General features: G+C 45.9%; 16 protein-coding genes, 3 tRNA genes and 1 pseudogene. 8 read left to right on the forward strand and 12 right to left on the reverse strand.

Going from position 1 to position 19,123, the window contains the following annotated elements; translation table 11 throughout:
• Window position 1: 1 nt before the first annotated feature.
• From H5T41_04450 to H5T41_04470, 5 genes are all read left to right on the forward strand, one after another.
• Window positions 2-454, forward strand: a complete 453-nt coding sequence (locus H5T41_04450) for a hydrogenase iron-sulfur subunit (protein MBC7108027.1) — start codon at window positions 2-4, stop codon at window positions 452-454.
• Window positions 455-494: 40 nt separating this feature from the next.
• The gene (locus tag H5T41_04455; GenBank protein ID MBC7108028.1) at window positions 495-827 is read left to right on the forward strand and encodes a hypothetical protein; all 333 of its coding nucleotides are present in this window, start codon (window positions 495-497) and stop codon (window positions 825-827) included.
• A 2-nt stretch (window positions 828-829) separates the two neighbouring features.
• Window positions 830-1,855 carry an oxidoreductase gene (locus H5T41_04460; GenBank protein MBC7108029.1) on the forward strand — a complete coding sequence of 342 codons (1,026 nt, stop codon included), beginning with the start codon at window positions 830-832 and terminating at the stop codon, window positions 1,853-1,855.
• Window positions 1,852-3,363 carry a Ni/Fe hydrogenase subunit alpha gene (locus tag H5T41_04465; protein MBC7108030.1) on the forward strand — a complete coding sequence of 504 codons (1,512 nt, stop codon included), beginning with the start codon at window positions 1,852-1,854 and terminating at the stop codon, window positions 3,361-3,363. Before H5T41_04460 ends, H5T41_04465 begins: the two co-directional genes overlap by 4 nt.
• 153 nt (window positions 3,364-3,516) lie before the next feature.
• Complete coding sequence (locus tag H5T41_04470) at window positions 3,517-4,038, forward strand: hypothetical protein (GenBank protein MBC7108031.1); 522 nt, start codon at window positions 3,517-3,519, stop codon at window positions 4,036-4,038.
• Here H5T41_04470 and H5T41_04475 read toward each other — a convergent pair.
• Window positions 3,995-4,783, reverse strand: a complete 789-nt coding sequence (locus tag H5T41_04475) for a metallophosphoesterase (GenBank protein ID MBC7108032.1) — start codon at window positions 4,781-4,783, stop codon at window positions 3,995-3,997. The genes H5T41_04470 and H5T41_04475 overlap by 44 nt on opposite strands.
• A gap of 79 nt (window positions 4,784-4,862) precedes the next feature.
• Window positions 4,863-5,540, reverse strand: a complete 678-nt coding sequence (locus H5T41_04480) for a metallophosphoesterase family protein (GenBank protein ID MBC7108033.1) — start codon at window positions 5,538-5,540, stop codon at window positions 4,863-4,865.
• 236 nt (window positions 5,541-5,776) lie between these two features.
• Here H5T41_04480 and H5T41_04485 point away from each other — a divergent pair, with 236 nt between their 5' ends.
• Window positions 5,777-6,067 (forward strand): DUF211 domain-containing protein, encoded by a 291-nt coding sequence (locus tag H5T41_04485; GenBank protein ID MBC7108034.1) that lies wholly within the window; start codon window positions 5,777-5,779, stop codon window positions 6,065-6,067.
• Here H5T41_04485 and H5T41_04490 read toward each other — a convergent pair.
• Together H5T41_04490 and H5T41_04495 are read right to left on the reverse strand one after the other, a co-directional pair.
• Window positions 6,055-6,348 carry a signal recognition particle protein Srp19 gene (locus H5T41_04490; protein MBC7108035.1) on the reverse strand — a complete coding sequence of 98 codons (294 nt, stop codon included), beginning with the start codon at window positions 6,346-6,348 and terminating at the stop codon, window positions 6,055-6,057. The two genes, H5T41_04485 and H5T41_04490, sit on opposite strands and share 13 nt — an antisense overlap.
• A gap of 40 nt (window positions 6,349-6,388) precedes the next feature.
• Entirely contained in the window at window positions 6,389-6,769 is a 381-nt protein-coding gene (locus tag H5T41_04495; protein MBC7108036.1) for a 30S ribosomal protein S8e, read from the reverse strand.
• A gap of 441 nt (window positions 6,770-7,210) precedes the next feature.
• Between H5T41_04495 and H5T41_04500 the strand changes: the two genes are divergently transcribed.
• Window positions 7,211-8,104, forward strand: coding sequence for a prenyltransferase (locus H5T41_04500; GenBank protein MBC7108037.1), 894 nt, complete (start codon window positions 7,211-7,213; stop codon window positions 8,102-8,104).
• Between the two features lie 1,146 nt (window positions 8,105-9,250).
• Here H5T41_04500 and H5T41_04505 read toward each other — a convergent pair.
• The 4 genes from H5T41_04505 to H5T41_04520 form a co-directional block, all read right to left on the reverse strand.
• Window positions 9,251-12,046, reverse strand: a complete 2,796-nt coding sequence (locus tag H5T41_04505) for a cation-translocating P-type ATPase (GenBank protein MBC7108038.1) — start codon at window positions 12,044-12,046, stop codon at window positions 9,251-9,253.
• Between the two features lie 600 nt (window positions 12,047-12,646).
• Window positions 12,647-12,817, reverse strand: a tRNA-Trp gene (locus H5T41_04510).
• Between the two features lie 179 nt (window positions 12,818-12,996).
• Window positions 12,997-13,120 (reverse strand) — tRNA-Arg (locus H5T41_04515).
• A 51-nt stretch (window positions 13,121-13,171) separates the two neighbouring features.
• Complete coding sequence (locus H5T41_04520; GenBank protein ID MBC7108039.1) at window positions 13,172-13,729, reverse strand: hypothetical protein; 558 nt, start codon at window positions 13,727-13,729, stop codon at window positions 13,172-13,174.
• Between the two features lie 131 nt (window positions 13,730-13,860).
• On the opposite strand from H5T41_04520, the pseudogene H5T41_04525 reads away from it, so the two are divergent.
• Window positions 13,861-14,435: pseudogene (locus tag H5T41_04525) on the forward strand (nitroreductase family protein).
• 31 nt (window positions 14,436-14,466) lie between these two features.
• Here H5T41_04525 and H5T41_04530 read toward each other — a convergent pair.
• The 4 genes from H5T41_04530 to H5T41_04545 form a co-directional block, all read right to left on the reverse strand.
• Window positions 14,467-15,312: an amidohydrolase family protein gene (locus H5T41_04530; GenBank protein ID MBC7108040.1), complete on the reverse strand. Its 846-nt coding sequence runs from the start codon at window positions 15,310-15,312 to the stop codon at window positions 14,467-14,469.
• A 235-nt stretch (window positions 15,313-15,547) separates the two neighbouring features.
• Complete coding sequence (locus H5T41_04535; protein ID MBC7108041.1) at window positions 15,548-16,546, reverse strand: zinc-dependent alcohol dehydrogenase family protein; 999 nt, start codon at window positions 16,544-16,546, stop codon at window positions 15,548-15,550.
• Window positions 16,547-16,841: 295 nt separating this feature from the next.
• On the reverse strand, window positions 16,842-17,741 hold the full coding sequence (dapA, locus tag H5T41_04540) for a 4-hydroxy-tetrahydrodipicolinate synthase (GenBank protein ID MBC7108042.1): 900 nt from the start codon (window positions 17,739-17,741) through the stop codon (window positions 16,842-16,844).
• Window positions 17,742-18,939: 1,198 nt separating this feature from the next.
• A tRNA-Ala gene (locus H5T41_04545) sits at window positions 18,940-19,012 on the reverse strand.
• Window positions 19,013-19,123: the final 111 nt, after the last annotated feature.

Raw genomic sequence — 19,123 nt, forward strand, 5'->3', positions numbered from 1 at the left:
GATGTCGATCAGCGAAGTTGATACTGTTTCCGTGGAAACGCAGGAAGAGTGGGAGCCGAAGATCATCGTTTTCTGCTGTAACTGGTGTTCGTATGCGGGCGCAGATCTCGCCGGCGTCAGCAGACTCCAAATGCCGCCAAACTTCCTCGTGATCAGAACGATGTGTTCAGCGAGAGTCGATCCGGAATTCGTTCTCAGAGCTTTCGCTAAAGGTGCTGACGGTGTGCTTGTTGCTGGTTGCCATCCAGCCGACTGCCATTACATCGGTGGTAATTATCGGACGCGACGAAGGATCGCGATGTTGAGGATGCTCCTCGAACAATATGGTTTCAATCCCGATAGGCTCAGACTTGAATGGATATCCGCTTCGGAGGGTGAAAAGTTCCAAAAAACGATCAAGGAGTTCATCGAAACAATCAAAGAACTGGGGCCGAACCCCATCAAGGAGGAGTGAGAACATCAGGGTCGAAAAGAAGATCGATGCAGCGATCAGGATGATGGAAAGCGAACGTATGAGGTGGCTCCTCGGAAAGAAACCGATCCTCACGACGAAGGGCAACGTGTTTGGAGAGGTGGTCAGCGAGACGAGGTACGACATCGTTCTTCACAACGCAGCAACAATAGAAATTGAGAGAAATATGATTCTTCAAGAACTCGAAAACGGGCCGAAAACTGTTCATCAACTCCATGACCTCACGGGTATCCCAAAAATGGATATCGTCAGACACTTGATCGCTCTCATGAGGTGGCGAAAGGTTGAGTACGCGGGCAGAGAGGGAAACTCTCCTCTTTATTCCGCTTTAACGGTCCCTGAGAAGGAGGCTTAATGATGGAAAAAGTGAAAATTGCACAATATTGGGGGGCAGGTTGCGGAGGCTGCGACGTGGCTCTGCTGGACATCGACGAAAAGATACTGGGCGTCGCAAGCATCGCGGATATCGCGTTTTGGCCAATCGCTGTTGATGCGAAATTGAAGGACGTTGAAGCGCTTCCAGACGGAGGCATTACGGTGACATTCTACAACGGTGCAGTCAGAAACAGCGAGAACGAGCATGTCGCAAAGCTGCTGAGAAAGAAGTCAAAGATTATGGTTTCATTCGGTTCGTGCGCTTGTTTTGGCGGGATACCAGGTCTTGCAAACCTGTCGAATAGCAAAGAAATCCTCGAACATGTTTATAAGCATACATTCTCGACGGTCAACGAAGAGGGGACGATTCCATTGACAGAATGCGAGGTACCAGAGGGTACGCTCGAGCTTCCTGTTTTATACGACCAGGTTCTAACGCTCGATGATGTTGTCGACGTCGATTATTACATGCCAGGCTGTCCCCCTACTGTCGAGCAGATCAATCAGTTCCTTGACATCGTGGTCAAACATTTGACTGAAGGTGCGCCACTTCCTCCCAAGGGAGCTGTCATCGCCTCTGAGAAAACTCTCTGCGATGAGTGCGGAAGGAAAAAGACCGTCAAAGCGGTCGACAGAATTTACCTCCCATTCGAAATCGACATTGATCCAGAAAAATGCATGCTCGAGCAGGGCGTCATATGCCTCGGGCCGGCAACGAGAGCGGGGTGCGGTGCGAAATGCCTAAAGGCGAACCAGCCATGCAGAGGATGCATGGGCCCAACCGCAGCGGTGATGGATCAGGGTGGCAGCATGCTGAGCGCACTCGCGTCGATTTTCAAGGTTTCTGACAAAGAAACACAGCTATCTGAAGATGACATTATCAAGATGATGTCACAGGTCAAAGATCCACTTGGAACCTTCTACGCCTTCACAATGCCCAAATCGATCATTAAGAAGAGGGTAAAGGAGAAGAAGAAAATCAAAGAAAAAGTGGTGGTGAAACAATGACACCCGAGGTATGGGATCAGACTCAAAAGATCAAGGAAAAGAGGATCACGATCGATCCGATCACAAGACTCGAAGGACACGGCAAGATTGAAATCTTTCTCGATGACAACGGCAATGTGAAGAACGCTTACTGGCAGGTTCCAGAGCTCAGAGGATTTGAAAAATTCTGTATCGGACGATCGGTCGACGAAATGAACAAGCTAACTGCAAGACTCTGCGGCGTCTGTCCTGGCGCTCATCACATGGCCTCGACGAAGGCACTTGACGCTGTGTACGACGCGGATCCACCTTCCGCTGCGAAGAAGCTGAGGGAACTATTCTACTCGGCGCATTACGTTCACAGCCATATCGCTCATTTCTATGCTCTCGCCGCCCCTGACTTTGTCTTGGGTCCCGCTGCGCCAGCGGGCAAGAGAAACATCCTAGGCGTTGTCGACGCTGTCGGTCTTGAGATTGGAGGGGCCGTCATCAGACACAGGTCTTACGCCCAGAAAATCCAGGAGATGCTCGGTGGAAAGGCAACTCACCCCGTTTGCGGGATTCCCGGCGGTATGTCGAAGCCTATCAGTGAAGACGAAAGAAAAGAGATCGAAAAGATGGCAAAATCCTGCGTCGAGTTTTCCAAGTTTACATGCCAACTTTTTGAGAACGTCGTCCTCAAGAACAAAGATTACCTCTCGATCATCACCGATCCGAACATCTTCTACAACGAAACGAACTATGTTGGACTTGTGGACAAAAACAATAAGATCAATTTCTACGACGGCGTGCTCAGAGCGATCGATCCAAAGGGAAACGAAATCGCCAAATTCGATCCAAAGGATTATCTCGAGTACATCGGCGAACATGTCGAGCCATGGAGCTACGAAAAGTTCTGTTTCTTGAAAAAAATTGGATGGAAAGGGCTTGTTGACGGGCCAGATAGCGGTGTCTACCGTGTCGCACCCCTAGCAAGGATTAATGTGTCAAGCGGATTCGCGACGCCGCTTGCACAGGCAGAGTACGAGAAGATGATAGGATTCTTCAGGGACGCTGGCGTGAAGGGGCCAATTCACCACACGCAAGCGTATCATTGGGCTAGGGTTATCGAACTTCTCTACGCCTCCGAGAGATTGCTTGAACTTGCACAGGATCCAGAGATCACGAGCAAAGACATTAAAACGAAGACAAAAACACCTGGAGAAGGTGTTGGTTGCGTCGAAGCGCCGAGAGGTGTCCTCATCCATCACTACGTATCCGATGAAAACGGTATCGTTCAAAATGTCAATCTGATCGTTGGCACAACGAACAACAACGCGCCGATCAACATCAGTGTGGCAAAGGCGGCGAAGGCCCTCATCAAGAACTGGGAAGTCTCACCAGGGTTGCTCAACATGATTGAAATGGCGTACAGAGCGTATGATCCCTGCAACTCCTGCGCGACGCACACATTGCCGGGCCACATGCCACTCACTGTGTGCATCAGAAAACCCGATGGAACAGAATACAAAAGGATCTCAAATTTCTGAAACATTTTCTTCTTTTCAACCTTTTCCCAATCTTCTCACATCTTCATTCTTTTGTGGCTGGGAATCTATCATGATCCGATTTTATTTTTGAGAACCCGTGACATACGAAAATGATTTAGGAGAAGGTTTGGATTACGGACGAAGGTGTATCAAATGGAGAGTGCGGTCAAACTTGTCGCCGATTTGATGGCGATCTCCGCGAAAACCGCTCCGAAAGGACTCGGCAAAGATTACGTCGAGATTAAGATTTTGACGGGCGATGACGTAAAGAAACTCGGCGAGACGATGATTCAGATGGCAAAGGAGAGGAACGAGCAGGGATTCACGAGGGATGGAAAGAATGTACTCGAGTCAAGCGCTGTCTTGCTCCTTGGATTGCGCGATCACCCTCCGAACGGCGTTGATTGTGCTGGATGTGGATTTTTATGTGAGGAAATGAAGGTAAGACATCTTGAAGGGGATTTCGTTGGACCGAACTGCGTTTTCAGACTTCTCGATCTAGGCATTGCGATTGGTTCGGCGGTAAAGACTGCAAGCATTCACAACGTTGACAATAGAGTTATGTATAGAGTAGGAGTGGCCGCAAGAAAGGCGGGGTTCATCAACTCGAGAGTAGTCATTGGAATTCCGCTCAGCGCGACGACGAAGAGCGTCTACTTCGATAGGAAACAGTGATATCTTTCACCCTGCCAAGATTGACGCCGTCGAGCAGATGAACCTCGGCGTTGGCAATATCGACGATTTTGTTTGTAAAAAGGGGGCCGAGTAGCTCGCATTCTTCCGCGTTAACCGGCGAGCCGCCAAGCATTCGATTGAGGGCGGGCATGATGATGATCTCCTTTGGGAAGGTATCAAAATATTCGAAAACTATCTCAGTCGGGGAAGCTCTCAACCAGCACGGCTCAGTCTGCACATTCCCGAGTCCATCTTCAAAAATCACTGCTGGATGATTGTGAGACATGACGAGAATCTCACACGAAGCAAGTTCTATTGAAGGCCACGTATGCCCGTGAAGAAATCCGATATTCCCGATCGAGAAACCAGCTGAGGAATGCAGAACGACGCCGTCGAGCAGGTAATCCTCGATACCTCCGTCGTGATTCCCCTTAACGATGTCGATTCGCCTGAAAACGTTTCTCATGTTCCTCAAGAAACGAGGAATTTCGATGTTCTCCTGTCTCGTTGTCCCTGGTACCTGATGTTTGATGTCGCCAAGGAGAATCAATCGCTCATGAAATTTGCCTAACGCGAGAAGTTCTTCCTCCATTCTATGCGTCTGGCTTGGCACGTGTATACCCTTTTTTCCCAGCTCCTCCTCAATCCCGATATGCAGGTCGCCTGCACAGAGAATTTTCTCGTCGTTCGTAATCTCGAGAATAGGATGATCTGGGATAGGCTGGGCTTTCATTCGCTGAGACATCATGTTTTCGCCTCATCGCTTCGTTTTGATCTTTCGGTTCTCCGCTGATGCGTTTCTCATTCACTCGACTGTCGAATTATCAAAAGCCGTACTTCAATCTCTCTCCCAGGAAGTGAGGAAGTCCGACTTCCTTCACCTTTTTCTCAACCTCACTAACATCGTATTCAACCCTTTTAATCCACGCCTCCCTTGAACTTGAATCGAAGAGGACGTAACTCGCACGCGGGTCACCATCCCTTGGTTGTCCCACAGAGCCAGCGTTGATGACCATCCCTCTTCTCATTTTCTTAACGAACGGTATATGTGTATGACCCGTGACGACAAGCCACGATTCGCTCATTTCGAGCAACTCTTCGGTCGCATCAATTTCGTAAAGGTATTCATCATCATCCCTCGGCGACCCGTGATAAATTCCCACCGCCAATTCGTCGATCCGCGTGTTCATCCGTGAACGGAGAGAGCGGAGATAATCAACATATTCAGCTTTGATATTCTTTGCCGTCCACAAAATCGCTTCAGCCGCGATCCTGTTCATGCCGACAGGATTAATTCTCACAACAGCGCGATCATGATTACCAACGATTGAATTGATTCCACAGGATACAACGCGCTCAACAGTTTCGTTGGGATATGGATAATACCCAACAATATCCCCAGCGCAGATGATCATATCTGGTCTGTATTTTTTTATATCCCTGAGCACAGCATCGAAAGCGATCAGATTGGCATGGATGTCCGATATGAACGCGATAAGCACATAATCAACATTCGATGCAACAATAGTTATAACTTTCTCGCGATCGCGTTAAATTTAGTTACCTTATGCGCTTAACAACATTGGAAAACAACTAGAGAAATACAAAATGAATCGAATATTTCACCAGAAGAAATCGAGAACCATAAACCTACAAAAACCAGTTCTTTAAAACATAGATGATCTTTCATAACGATTTTATATCTCGGTTGCATTTCAAAATTGGAAAGTGATCTGAATTGAGCGACATCAAGCGATTGGTTCTCGACGTTCTCAAACCTCACCATCCCTCGATTGTCGAACTTTCCAAACGGTTGAGCGTGTTGAGCGGGGTTTCTGGCGTAAATTGTACATTAGAAGAAGTTGACCAGGAGACAGAGAGTATCAAGATCACGATCGAGGGAACATCGATCGACTTTGAGGAAGTTGAACGGACAATCGCAGACACAGGTGCGGTAATTCACTCGGTCGACAGTGTTTCCGCAGGTAAGAAACTTGTAGAGGAAGTCGAAACGCCTCAGGACCGTTGAATTCTTGACAGTTCCGCGGCGACCAGTGCAATCAACTTGGACTTCGGCATCGACCTTTCGACGAGAATCCTTCCCTTATGATCCCACCAGTTCGACGGATATGCCTTGTCCTTTTCGATTCTATACTCCAATCCCAATTTTTCAACCGCTTTTGCCAATAAATCCACAGTCGGATCGTTGATTGCCAGCGACCGCCGAACCTTTCTTCCTTGCGAGCGTTTCCGCCTGATGTCAAAATATTCTGGCCAGAGAACCCAGGCCGTGTCCTCGTCGAAGACCATGAACGGAACAAGAAGAAGTTCGTATAAATAAGTTGGCAACTCATTTGATCAGGATGGCGTTGACTGCACCGTCCTTACCAGGTCGGGAAGTTACTCTGGCAAGACCCAGTTCCGTCTGGATGACTGCACCCTTATTGATGATGTTTCGCTGTACATAGTTAGGATTGGCGGGATTCTCTTTTACAGTCACGATCTGCACGCGCACCGTCTTCTTATTTGAAGGATCCACTACATTCGCATATTTCGCCGAGAGCATTCTAACCTTCCAGTTACCACCCATCGTTCTATACTTCTTTAATCTCTCTTCCCCAAGGTGGGTCGGCTGTACTTCTGTACCAATTTCGAATCGACGCTTCTTCCTGTTTGGCCGCAGTCTACCGCCGGATGGTTTTCTCCGCGACCGTCCTTGCCAAAGAGCCATGTCTATCCTCGGGAGAGTAGAAAAGGAACGCTATATAAAATACTTACTTTGCTTGCCCTCAATGCTAATTAATTGGAATTTGCAGTGTTCAAATTAAACTGGCATACCAGAGGTCTCTTGATAACACCTATTATCTATTCCTCCATCTTTATTTCCTAAAGGGATGAACTCACCAATTAAGAAATCCAAAAAAAAGAATATTCCGATCGATCCCGCTAGTCTTGACAATTGTGATGAATTGAGGCAATCAAGGCGCTACCGCTAATTAATCCTGATTCGAATAAGTCATACATTGCGATCACAAGAAGAAAATAGCTATAATTTCAATCGTGATTTAGAAGTATTAGCTTTCATATCAAATTTACAGTAATCGTCAGATTAAAATTTGGAATAAGAATGAAACGAAGAGTCTTTATTATCAATGATAGTTAACCCATGGCGATGCAGGTGAAGATTTGGTTGAAAGAGATCAGGGCTTCATTTCTCATACTTCCGATCATCATGTCGAGTCTGGGAAGCAGCTTGGCATTTCTTGAGGGATACTTTGATTCTATAAAATTCCTAATTTTCACTTCAGCACTCATCCTGATGCATATCACCGTCAACACGCTCAATGAACTTGATGACTATAGGACGGGAATTGACTGGCACACAAGGAAGACTCCGTTTAGCGGTGGTAGCGGAATATTACAGGCCGGATTACTTACACCAGAAGAAGTCAGGAAGGCAACATTAGTCTGTTTTCTTGTAGGACTTGCGCTCTGCATATATCTTTTGATCGATATCGGTCTTATCCTTTTGCCTATAATCATCCCCGGCATTGTATTCACATTACTGTACACCCGAGTTTTCGCGAGATCTTTCATGGGAGAAGTGACTGCAGGCCTGGGCCTCGGTTTTCTTCCGGTCCTCGGCGCATATGTTGTTCAGACCTCGAGAATAACTGAGGCATCGTTATATCTCTCCATCGCTCCAGGTCTCTTTGTCTTCAATCTCCTACTCTTGAACGAATTTCCAGATCTTGAAGCGGATCGCGCTGGAGGAAGAAGGAATTTGGTTATTGCACTCGGACCTAGAAAAGCCGCTTGGCTCTTCTCCTTGCTGACTGTCGTCGCCTTTGCAGTAATTGTTGGCGGGGGGATTGCGGGTATCATCCCACCGTTGTCAATGCTTTGCATGGTGGCCCTGCCCTTTGCGTTGAGAGCGATATCAGGATCTTTCAATAATCCTGGTGATTTGGAAACATTCGTAACAGGGATGTTATCAAATGTCCAGATGATTTTGCTAACAGGTATATTTGGGACTATCGGGATTGCCATCTCAGTGATGATTTGAGATTGTAAGGAGTTTCAATTAATTCTTCCCATTGAGAGGATTGTCGATGCAAAGAGACCTTAAAAAAGACCTCTAAAAGAAAAAATTATCATCAAAGTGATGCACTCGTTTGCGTGAGGGTGCTTAGTGAGATCTGCACTAATTGCAACCAACTTACGTATTTATGATATTTATGATATGCAACCTGCAGCTACATGTCATCGATCTCGAACAATTCAATAAACAAGTGGTTGAACAAATGGTTGTAGAAGATTTCAAAAACCAAATAAAACATCTGGAATACACCGGAATTTAGGATTTCTGGAACAAGTGAGTCAGATCCATCTAGATGTATGATCAAAGTGTATGATCAAAGTAAAATCACAATAGAGAAATGAGGACCGTTGAATAGAGGATCTCACTCGAACTTCAAGAAATCATTGTAGTTTCAAACTGACACATCCAGCTTGACCTAATGCATTGTGTCATCGGCTGAGCCCCTTATGAATGGTGCATCCGACCTCCACAATTCGACATTTTTGTTCCGGCTAAGCCCATAAAATTGTCGAAAACGATAATCCCAACAGACCCTGAATCCCTAACTCGCAATTCCAACCCAGCTCCACTCCTTTCGCCTTCTCAGTATGGGGATTTTGAGCAGGTGCTCATGAAAGATCAAAGCGTCGACGGGCTGTAATAGACGAAGGAGAAGGATAAGGAATCAAGAGTGCATTCGTAAGCATTGGTCTCAAATCAACGGAATCAAACAGTTAACAGGAGTCCGGGACAAGAAGCGAGAAAGCTATAGAACTCATAATCGGTAACCCAGAAGAAAAGTGAAGGCCGGAAACGGATAATTTGCGCCTGTAGACCTTTAGAATTGATAATCCGTTTGCCAGTCGATCTTCCGTCAAAAATTCTCACAAATCAGAGAAGTAATGTCCTTGGTGCTGGTTTTATCGCTTCTGCTAACCTAGGACTCAACCAGATGGAATCATGCTTACGAGACTTCTTCCAGCATCTCACGAAGGGGAAACGCCATCACTGACTGGAACCCATTTATTTGATACCCTTTGTTGCTCTCTGATACCCGTGCAGGAGAACGCTCGTGATGATCTCCAATACTGTCGTCGTCCTGTATGAATGGTTGATCACTTTTCCGACGGGTCAACTAGCGGCCTTCAATGAAATCAATCCTTTCTTATTCCGATGGCGAGAGATAAGATGCTTGAGTGATTCCATTGAGAGAAGAACGATTACCGCTCCGCCGATCACCCACACGATGTCTTCATAAGATGGAAATACTAGATGGAGTGCTTCCCTCGTCGTAGGGATCTGGAGCAATATGACGATTAGCATAACTTCCCATAATATGGTGAGCAGAAGCAGTTTGTGAGGTCTCACTTTGTTGATGGGGAATGTCAATGACCTACAACTCAGTGCCACAACTAGCTCGACGGCAATAAACATCAAAAACATTCTACTTCTAGCACTCTCAACTCCTAGTGGCAAAGCCGCCACGAAGCCCAGCAGGAGGATGGGCGTTTCGATGACGAGTGCGCGAAGCAGGAAAAGCTTAACATCTTTGGTGAAAACCGGTTCATTCTTAGGTCGAGGTGGCAGTCTCATCAAGTCCGGATCACCAGGAGAGAAACTCAACGCCAATGCTGGTAAGCCATCCGTTGCGAGATTGATGTACAGAATATGAACAGCAAGGAGAGGAAACGCACCTTCTCCTGAGAACCCAAATAGTGGTAAGACTACAAGCGCGCCGAGGGTGATAACGGCGATTTCGACCAAGTTGGCTTGAAGCAAAAATGTCAAATACTTCTTGATGTTGCCATAGATCAACCGGCCGTATTCCACTGCTTTTATTATAGTTGCGAAATTGTCATCTCCAAGGATCATGTGCGATGCTTCTTTGGCGACATCGGTACCCGTGATACCCATTGCAATTCCAATGTCCGCGCGTTTCAAAGCGGGGGCGTCATTCACGCCATCTCCCGTCATCGCGACGACATAATCCCGCTTCTTCCATGCCTCCACTATTCTCAATTTGTGCAACGGAGAGACTCGCGCATAGACAGTGACTTTGTCAACGATTTTCTCGTACTCCTCATCTGACAACTGCTCAAGTTCATTTCCCGTCAAAACCATATCTCCGTCCGCATAGATCCCCAGCTCTCTTGCGACGGCAACAGCAGTCAGCTTGTGATCCCCCGTAATCATGATTGTCCTAATTCCTATTCTTTTTGCCACATTTATGGCATCTATCGCGTCTTTGCGCGGAGGATCCATCATACCAACGAGACCAAGAAAGACAAAGTCCCTTTCAACATCTTTTTCACTTGCGACGTCGATGCTAGGCGACAGAGTTCTTTCTGCAACAGCCAGAACTCTCATGCCGTTTGATGCCATCTCTTCGGCGATCGACAAGATGCGATCTCTCTCATTTTCTGGAAGTGGCTCAATCGATTCAGATTTCACGTGTTGAGAACAATGGGCCAATATGATCTCAGGGGCACCCTTCGCAATTGCGATTCGACCAGTGTCTGAGAAGTCGTGGACTGTCGTCATCATCTTCCTTTCCGAACTGAAAGGGATTTCACTGAAACGCCTGTAAACACTGCGAAGTTGGGCAAGTGACGAGTCGACTTTTTCTGCGAACACCAGGAGCGACCCTTCAGTCGTATCTCCCCTCACGACTCTCCTTCCACTCTCATCATATTCGAGTCTAGCATCGTTGCAGAGAACAACCGCCCTAGCTAGTCTGGTGAGTAGTTTCCTCTCCTCCATAGATATCGGCTCTCCTCCGAGGAGTATCTCACCAGAGGGTTCGTAGCCGACCCCTGTCACTTCGTATCGTTTGCCCGCAAAGTATACTTGTCTTACAGTCATTTCTCCCTTAGTCAATGTCCCTGTCTTGTCTGTGCAGATTATTTGAGTGCTACCAAGGGTCTCAATCGCGTGCATTTTTCGAATAAGAGCATTCTTTTCAGCCATCTTGCGCATACCTATAGCGAGATTTGCGGCGACGATCGCTGGCAACGCCTCGGGAACTGCAGCGACAGCCAACGCCACCGCAAATAAGAGGACTCTGAAAAAGAACTCGAAACTCAATGCTCCATGGAGATAGAAACTCATGATTGTCTCATAGCCCAATATTAGAATCACGAGAAATAAAGCGATGAAGCCTAGCTTTTTTCCAATCTCATCCATCCGCCTCTCAAGCGGAGTCTTCTCCTCCTCGACTTGACTCAAAGCCTCTGCGATCTTACCGAACTCGGTTCTCATTCCAGTTGCCGTGACAACGCCCTTCCCCTTTCCATAAATCACAGTTGTCCCGAAAAAAAGCATGTTGATCCTTTCCGATCGAGCCACATTCCTCGGCAACGGTTTTACCGTTTTTGAGACCGGCAAAGACTCACCAGTGAGAGGAGCTTCATCCACTTGGAGATTTGTCGCCTCAATAAGGCGCATGTCCGCTGGCACTTTGTCACCAGCCGCCAAGACCACAATATCTCCGGGAACCAACTCCTTAACTGGAACCTGGATTTCTGCGCCATCGCGCCTCACGGTGCACGTGGGGGTCAGGATCCTTTTGAGGGCTTCAAGGGCTCTCTCAGCCCTGTATTCTTGTGCGAAACCCAGAACAACAACAAATACGACAATTACCATAATCACTATCGCATCAATCAATTCTCCCATAAAAGCCGAGATAAATGTGGCAATTAACAGCAAAATAAGGAGCAAGTTCTTGAATTGCTTAATCAGGATGTGGATTGGCGAGACTCTTTTACGACCTACCAGTTCATTCGAACCATAGACACTCAATCGTGAACGAGCCTCTTCAGTGGACAGACCGTTCTCCCCATTAGTCTTCAATAAAGACAACACGACGTCAGTTTCAAGGGACTCCCAGGCATCTTCAATGACCGTTCCAACCGTCGATTGATTCTCCACACTTCGCCGTAAGCGGATGATATCTAGTTTAAGATTTCGACAGTTGAGTAGTAGGTGCATCAGCTGCCTAAGATCTGAATATCTGTTACGGATTCACCTTCTTTCTCTCTCAGAGTAATTGAAAACTGAGCGGTTTGTTGCCAACTATTTCCAGAAAATCGTGAACCTCCAGCCATGCTGATGAATTACCCGGAGTAGTCATGATATCAATCGAACACGGCTCGGTTGCAAGAAGCAACCTGATATCTTGGCTGAATAATCATTCCTGCTACTGACACCGAATCGATACGCTCATTCGAACTCCGAGCAGGCCAACGTCCTGGTGCTGTGTTCGACAATCTTGCTTCACACCTCATTTTCTCCACCATTTCGGTTCGGCATCGAGGCGATGACAGAGCCGATAACCGATCATGCTGAACCGCGTATCAGAATGATTCCTATTCGGTATAGCTCGGCAGTAGGATTGGTGGCCTGCAGAAAGTCGGGAAGGAGATAGAAGGGAAGAAATCAGCCAAAATCTCCGTTCCGATGCTTCGGACATCCAGATAAAAAGATATTTATTTCAATTTGTTTATTAAAATCCAATCCAATCAAGAAAAGTGGGGGCGCTGGGATTTGAACCCAGATCAGCGGGTTTCCACCACGCGGGGAGCGACCCCACGCGAATTAACGGGTCATCGCTCCAGTTATTCATCACTGGTCAGCCTACCCGTTGACAATCACGCCCAATTAACTGGAGCCCGCGAGGATGCCGTGTTACCCCACACCCCCATACGATCCTTAAGCCTTCCTCATCTTCTGCTGTCGCTTTCGGCGTCGCATTTTCTTCTTTCGCCATTTCCAACGCATCTTGCCTCGCTTCTTCCATGCGCGTGAACTTCTCTTCATCCATATTCCTCGTTTATCCGTGCCGTGATTGTATAGATACTTATCAACCTTTTGATACAGAATGGCGGGCCCGTCGGGAATTTCGCCCCCTGAAGAAGGGATTCGAACCCGAGACATCTGGCTTGCATCCACGATGCAATCTCGTGATAGAAGGCCAGCGCTATATCCAGGCTAAGCCACGAGCCCGCAGAAACTCGATATAAGTTCTCCAATTTAAAACTTTAGAGATTTTCAACATCAATCAAGGGTCAAGAACGATTGGATTGGATGACCGAACAAGAGCATCACCGATTCGGCAATTGCCAACAAGCCAAGAAAGAAAAGAATTGGACGGAAGCTGATAACGCCTCCAAAGAAGTCAATGACTCCTTCAAGAACCCTAAGTACAATGTATACTAAAAACATGACAACAAAGATGATAATCAAAATGGTAATCGGTGTTAGCACGACAATCGCAAATGATTTTGAGATACCATGAAGTGCAATGCCCAAAACGACGCCCGCAATAAGGCTTATCAGAGACGCCCATCGGATTCTCCTGACAACGCGGAAGAAGAGCCCTAGGCCAAGCGCGATAAAAATAAGCAAAGTGGACGACTGTTCCCATCCGCTTTTCTTATAAATTGAGACGCCTACAAAAATCATGAATGCACCAATAAAGAAACCGATGCCCGCAAGAATTTCATCGAGGTAACTCCTTTGATTCTTGCCGATTAGCGCGATCGCAATCGCGACTAATCCGCCAATGAAGAGGACAAGGGCAGGAATAGGTTCAGAGAGATATCCGTCGATCAACTTATTTGATATTGATTTCTTGTTTACTAATCTTTTGATCGACTGCAAATCAAGTCGCTCTTGAATGATAACTGGAAAAACGCAATGATTATGAGCGATGCGCCCCAATAGATGACTTAGGGATGAATCATATGGAAGTGCAGGAGGCGATTGAAAAGAGAAGGGCGAGGAGAATCCTCGAGACGAGATCGATCGAAAGAGAGATTGTGAAGGAACTCGTAGATGCGATAAGACTCGCGCCTTCATGTTTTAACAATCAACCTAACCTTGGCGCATCGTGATTGTCCATGATGATGAAACGCTGCAAAAGGTCAAAAGCGCACTCTCAAAGGGAAATACATGGGCCACGCGATCTCCCCTGATTTTCGTCGTCGCGTCGAGGGCTGAGGACGATTGCCGCCTCAGCGATCGCAGAGATTACCATCTCTTCAGCTGTGGTCTAGCGATAGGACAAATGCTTTTGCGCGCGACCGATCTCGGATTGATAGCCCATCCCATAGCAGGTTACGATCCCGTCGAAATTAAAAAGGTCCTGGGAATTCCAGATGAATACATTGTTATTACGCTCGTGGTATGCGGATACCTAGGCACTGATTCATCGCTTCTCTCAGCTAAACAACTCGAAGCCGAAAAGACAAGGCCAGATCGAAAACCGATCGGTGAAAATTTCTTCGCGAATAGCTGGGGAAATCCATTCACAATCTAGTTTATCACTTGAGTAAGAGTCACAGCACATACTAGATCAGAGAGGCAAAGGTCTTACCGAGCACTCTTTCCTTGATTTCTTCGCTTGCCCAACCCTTTTCAATGACGAATCGAACCCATTGAGAATACGGATAACTCATGTCAAAGAGTGGCCAGTCTGAGCCAAAGATTAGACGATCTGGCATGATAGATGCTGCCTCCTTCAGACGTGAAATCGCGACTTCTGATTGGGAGGGGAGCCAACCCTGAAGAGCTGAGCAGTCTGCATACACATTCTTGAATTCCTTGGCCATTTCATAGGTCTCGAATCGCCACTTTCCGCCAAGATGCGCGATGATGATTTTAATTGATGGAAACCGCTCAAGAACATTCCAGAAATAGATTGGATGATTGAAATTTTCATCAAGCGGCCCCCAGCTAGCTCCAGCATGAGAGACGACAACGAGATTTAGACCATCAATAAGCTGCCAGAATTCTCTGACTGAGTCATCATCAGGACGAAAACCAGTCCCTGGGTAAATCTTCACCCCTTTTGCATCGAATTTCTTGACCATTTTTTCAACAATATCCAGTGCTCTTTCCCCCCTCATTGGATCGATACCGATAAAAGGGATAAGCCTGTCTTCGTAAGTGAGGCAGGATTCAAAGACCCATTCATTATACATTTCAATGCCTACCCGCGGTTCCTCAATTCTTCCAAAGTCAAGCGGCAAGATCACACTTTTGTCGACGCCAGCGACATCCATGGAAGATATGAGCATCTCCGCATCAACTTCAGACATTGGCCAGTCCTGTTCCCTATCGACGCTCATATCGATGAGACCGTCTAGCTCGAGTAAAGGCTCAAGATACGCCCTTAGTATCGAATTTGGTAGCATCGTCCGTTTCCAAATGTGCACGTGGGAATCAATAATCATGCTCTTGTCGCGAAGACGATCGTGTATATTTATTGATTGCTGGCTAGGATTGTTATGAAAGCGCGAAAACAATGATTTTTAATTTTAGAAGGAAACATTTGAATCAACAACCATTTTGTATGGGTCCTACGGTTCTCTGAAATAACACCCATTATTAAGGATGCAACAAACCATATGAAGAAAGGTAATTGAAATCTCATTCGATTCTGAGCACCGCCGCACCTTCAATTTCCGATTTCTTCATCAATTCGAGTGCCACATTCGCATCTTCAAGTTTGAATAAACGAACTTCTGTCCTGATAGGAATCCGTCCGGCAATTTTGAGAAATTGTTCTGCGTCTTCCCTCGTCACGTTCGCAACGCTCACAATTTTCCGCTCATGCCATAATAAATCATACGGAAGCTCGGGTATCGGAGACATATGTATCGCATTTATCACCAAAACCCCTGCACGATCGAGCGATTTGAGTGCTTCTCTGACGATCCATCCAGCAGGCGCAAATATGATAGCACTATCGAGTTTCTCTGGACAAATGTCCCGTGCATCCCCAACCCATTTGGCTCCAAGTTTTCTTGCATGTTCTCTATGTTTTTCACTCCTTGTAAACACGTAAACATCACATCCTAGGATGTTTGCGATCTGAATAACAATATGGGCTGACGCACCGAAACCGAAGAGTCCCAATTTTTGACCTGGCTTTATATTAGAAAGACGGAACGATCTATATCCGATAATACCAGCGCAAAGCAATGGTGCCGCATTCTCATCTGAAAAAATATCTGGGATAGGATACGCATAATCTTCCCTTACGACCATGTATTCTTCGTATCCCCCATTTGCATGGAGACCCGTGAATTTTGCATTCTCACACAAATTCTCGAGCCCCATCTTGCAGAATTTACAAAGACCGCATGAGGAATAAAGCCATGCGACACCGACCCGCTCTCCCTTCTTGTAACGGCGACATTCTTCTCCGAGTTCATCAACAATACCAACTATCTCATGACCTGGGACGATAGGCATTTTTGGAAGGGAGAGTTCACCTTCAACCGTATGGAGATCCGTATGGCAAACGCCGCAGGCCTTGATTTTGATTCTTATTTCATTCCGAGCTGGTACTGGTTTTGGAACATCGAGAAGTTTGAGAGGCTTTTCCTCGACGGATTTGCATTCTTCGAGCACCATTGCCCTCAGAGAATCACCTCTCAATTGATTCGAATTGTCTGATTGTATTGATTTGAGGGGTTATTGATTTAATGGCATTTCGAGGTAAGGTAACATTCTGAGCATGCGGTAGGATGATAGAAACCCTTTATTTGATCAAGTTTTTTGAGTCAATGAATGATGCAGCAAGCGATTTTTCATATCTGTTAAAATAAATCACAAATTACTGCCCTTTTCAATTTATCATACTTATAATCGATTTGAATTCTAAAAGAAAATAGATGATTATCAAAAAAAAGAAAAAAAAGCTACTTGAAAGATTCATTCAATTCTTCAGAACCCCAAGATTAACCAGAGCTTCCTTCAGCTGTTCTCGCTCTTCATTAGACAATGCCGGAAGCGGAGGTCTCACATGGCCGGCCGGTAAACCCATGAGTTTCAAGGCTTCTTTGCATGGCGCTACATATCCTGGATCGTACTCAAAGAATCGATTGATCGTCTGTAATTTCATATGGATTTCGAGTGCTTTTCTGACATCGCCTCGCATGAACGTTTCGTACAATTCGACCATCTGCTTCGGGATAACGCAGGCTGCCGTTGAGAAGATTCCCTTTGCTCCGATGCAGAGCGCTGGGAAGAGTTGGCTGTCAATGCCAGTCATGATCGAAACCTGATCACCCATCGTCCGAATGATCTCGATTGTCTGACTGATATCATATTCGCTCTGCTTGAGGCCAATCACATTCCTAATGTTCAAAATCCTAGTCATTAGCTTCGGCGGAATCGGATTTTTTGTATACCCTGGATTGTTGTAGACAACAATCGGTATTTCGGTGCTATTCGCAATCGCTTCATAATACCGGAAGATCTGTTCCGGTGGGAGCTTGAAATAATAAGGCTGAACGATGATGGCCGCATCCGCACCCGTATTTTCCGCATGTTTGGTGTAAATAATCGTCTCCTTAACACTGCAACCGGTGGTACAAGCAATAACGGGAATTCGACTTCGGACAGCGTCAACAACGTGCTCTAACACCATCTTTCTTTCCTCAGGAAGAAGATGCGGAAATTCTCCGTTTCCTCCAGTCGTCATTATGCCATGAATCCCATTTTTCACATAGAAATCCACGAGCTTTCTAAGGCCTTCGATGTCAACTTCGTCTTCCCGCGTAAACGGGGTGACGATGGCAACGACAATCCCTTTTAAATCTGCAGCGGTAAGCATAACAAATACCCCCGACCTTTCTAGATATCCTCTCAAGGTTTTTTAATATTGCCACACTAATCCAGCACAAGAAAACCTGTTTATTGATCGGTGTGAATGAATGCTTGTTACAAATTTCCGTTATATCTCAAAAAAGCGCAACAAATCACGTCAAAAGAGGGGAATAAAGAAGGAGGCAAGTGCAATGCTAGGAACCTTAGATCAAATTCGCTGAGACTCATGAGAATTCTAAATTGCCTGATAAATTTGATGGTCTTCCTTGGAGTTTCCTACTTCAATCCTCTGATTTTCGGGCGAAGTCCTCCACTTCTGACGAATGGGCGAATCTGCCTTCGGTGTTCGCTTATCTCAATGATTTCACGACAATTGAAGATATGCTTTTATTACCTGCTTGTATGAATTCCGACAATCATTTGACAAATGATGAGACCAAAGCAATTAACATTGAAAAATTGAGCAATAAATTCTTTATCGATCAGAGAGACAACATACCGATCAGAATCACATTGACCGCGAATGAAGTAGCCACGCCGATCCAGATCATTATGAGAAAATGAACAGATGCGCCGGCAGGATGTCCTCCTTTCAGAACGACAAGCATGATTGAAAACTGCCCGGGCTTAAAGAAGTTCTGTTGAGAATGATGAAGGAATTGGGAAGATAAATTCACTCTGGAAATGCAAATTACTCTTCGAGATTTCTTGAATGAACCGCGTAATTAGGAAAGCATACGGTCTGTTTTCAGAGAAATTTCGTTTGGTACCATGAAGGATGTTAGAAAACTTTATGTTTCAGTATTTAGCGGACTTTTTATTGACGCTGTTTGCGGTTAGAAATTATGAATGTTTTCTACCATTCGCTCATGCATATACGGAAGTCGCTCAAGAATTAGGTTCGTAGCCACAGATAGATCACAGATAGAGATAATTGACTAAGGCACCGCTCGATGCTCAGCAGAACGGGTTGAAATCGGCCTAACCCCCATCATGGCTAATAGGAACTTCTCGCGCGTTCCCAAAAGTCCATGCAACCGACCACAATTGAAAAATCGAAATCGCACAAAAATACAACGCGAACATCGAGCGTGAGTAGGCCAGCAATTGATAGACGCTAAAAAAAAGAGAAGAGAATTAAATCATCGTACATGGAAAACTATTGTTATCAAAAAAAAAATCGACATGACAGGTTATGTGAAAAGTGGACCGGGCGAGATTTGAACTCGCGACCTCTACCATGCCAAGATAGCGATCTTCCAGCTGATCTACCGGCCCACGCATCTGCTCTCAAGGGAATTTTTGTAATTAAATCTTACCATTCATAGCGATGCGGAAACTTGAAGCAATAATTCCAAAAACGCATAACCGAGATTAGACAATCATTCA

Source organism: Methanomassiliicoccales archaeon (genome assembly GCA_014361295.1).
Lineage (GTDB): Archaea > Thermoplasmatota > Thermoplasmata > Methanomassiliicoccales > JACIVX01 > JACIVX01.

Coding starts and splice junctions, on each gene's coding strand:
- H5T41_04450 (MBC7108027.1), top strand. CDS start 2: ATGTCGATCAGCGAAGTTGATACTGTTTCCGTGGAAACGCAGGAAGAG.
- H5T41_04455 (MBC7108028.1), top strand. CDS start 495: ATGATGGAAAGCGAACGTATGAGGTGGCTCCTCGGAAAGAAACCGATC.
- H5T41_04460 (MBC7108029.1), top strand. CDS start 830: ATGGAAAAAGTGAAAATTGCACAATATTGGGGGGCAGGTTGCGGAGGC.
- H5T41_04465 (MBC7108030.1), top strand. CDS start 1,852: ATGACACCCGAGGTATGGGATCAGACTCAAAAGATCAAGGAAAAGAGG.
- H5T41_04470 (MBC7108031.1), top strand. CDS start 3,517: ATGGAGAGTGCGGTCAAACTTGTCGCCGATTTGATGGCGATCTCCGCG.
- H5T41_04475 (MBC7108032.1), bottom strand. CDS start 4,783: ATGTCTCAGCGAATGAAAGCCCAGCCTATCCCAGATCATCCTATTCTC.
- H5T41_04490 (MBC7108035.1), bottom strand. CDS start 6,348: ATGGTCTTCGACGAGGACACGGCCTGGGTTCTCTGGCCAGAATATTTT.
- H5T41_04495 (MBC7108036.1), bottom strand. CDS start 6,769: ATGGCTCTTTGGCAAGGACGGTCGCGGAGAAAACCATCCGGCGGTAGA.
- H5T41_04500 (MBC7108037.1), top strand. CDS start 7,211: ATGCAGGTGAAGATTTGGTTGAAAGAGATCAGGGCTTCATTTCTCATA.
- H5T41_04530 (MBC7108040.1), bottom strand. CDS start 15,312: ATGCTACCAAATTCGATACTAAGGGCGTATCTTGAGCCTTTACTCGAG.
- dapA (MBC7108042.1), bottom strand. CDS start 17,741: ATGCTTACCGCTGCAGATTTAAAAGGGATTGTCGTTGCCATCGTCACC.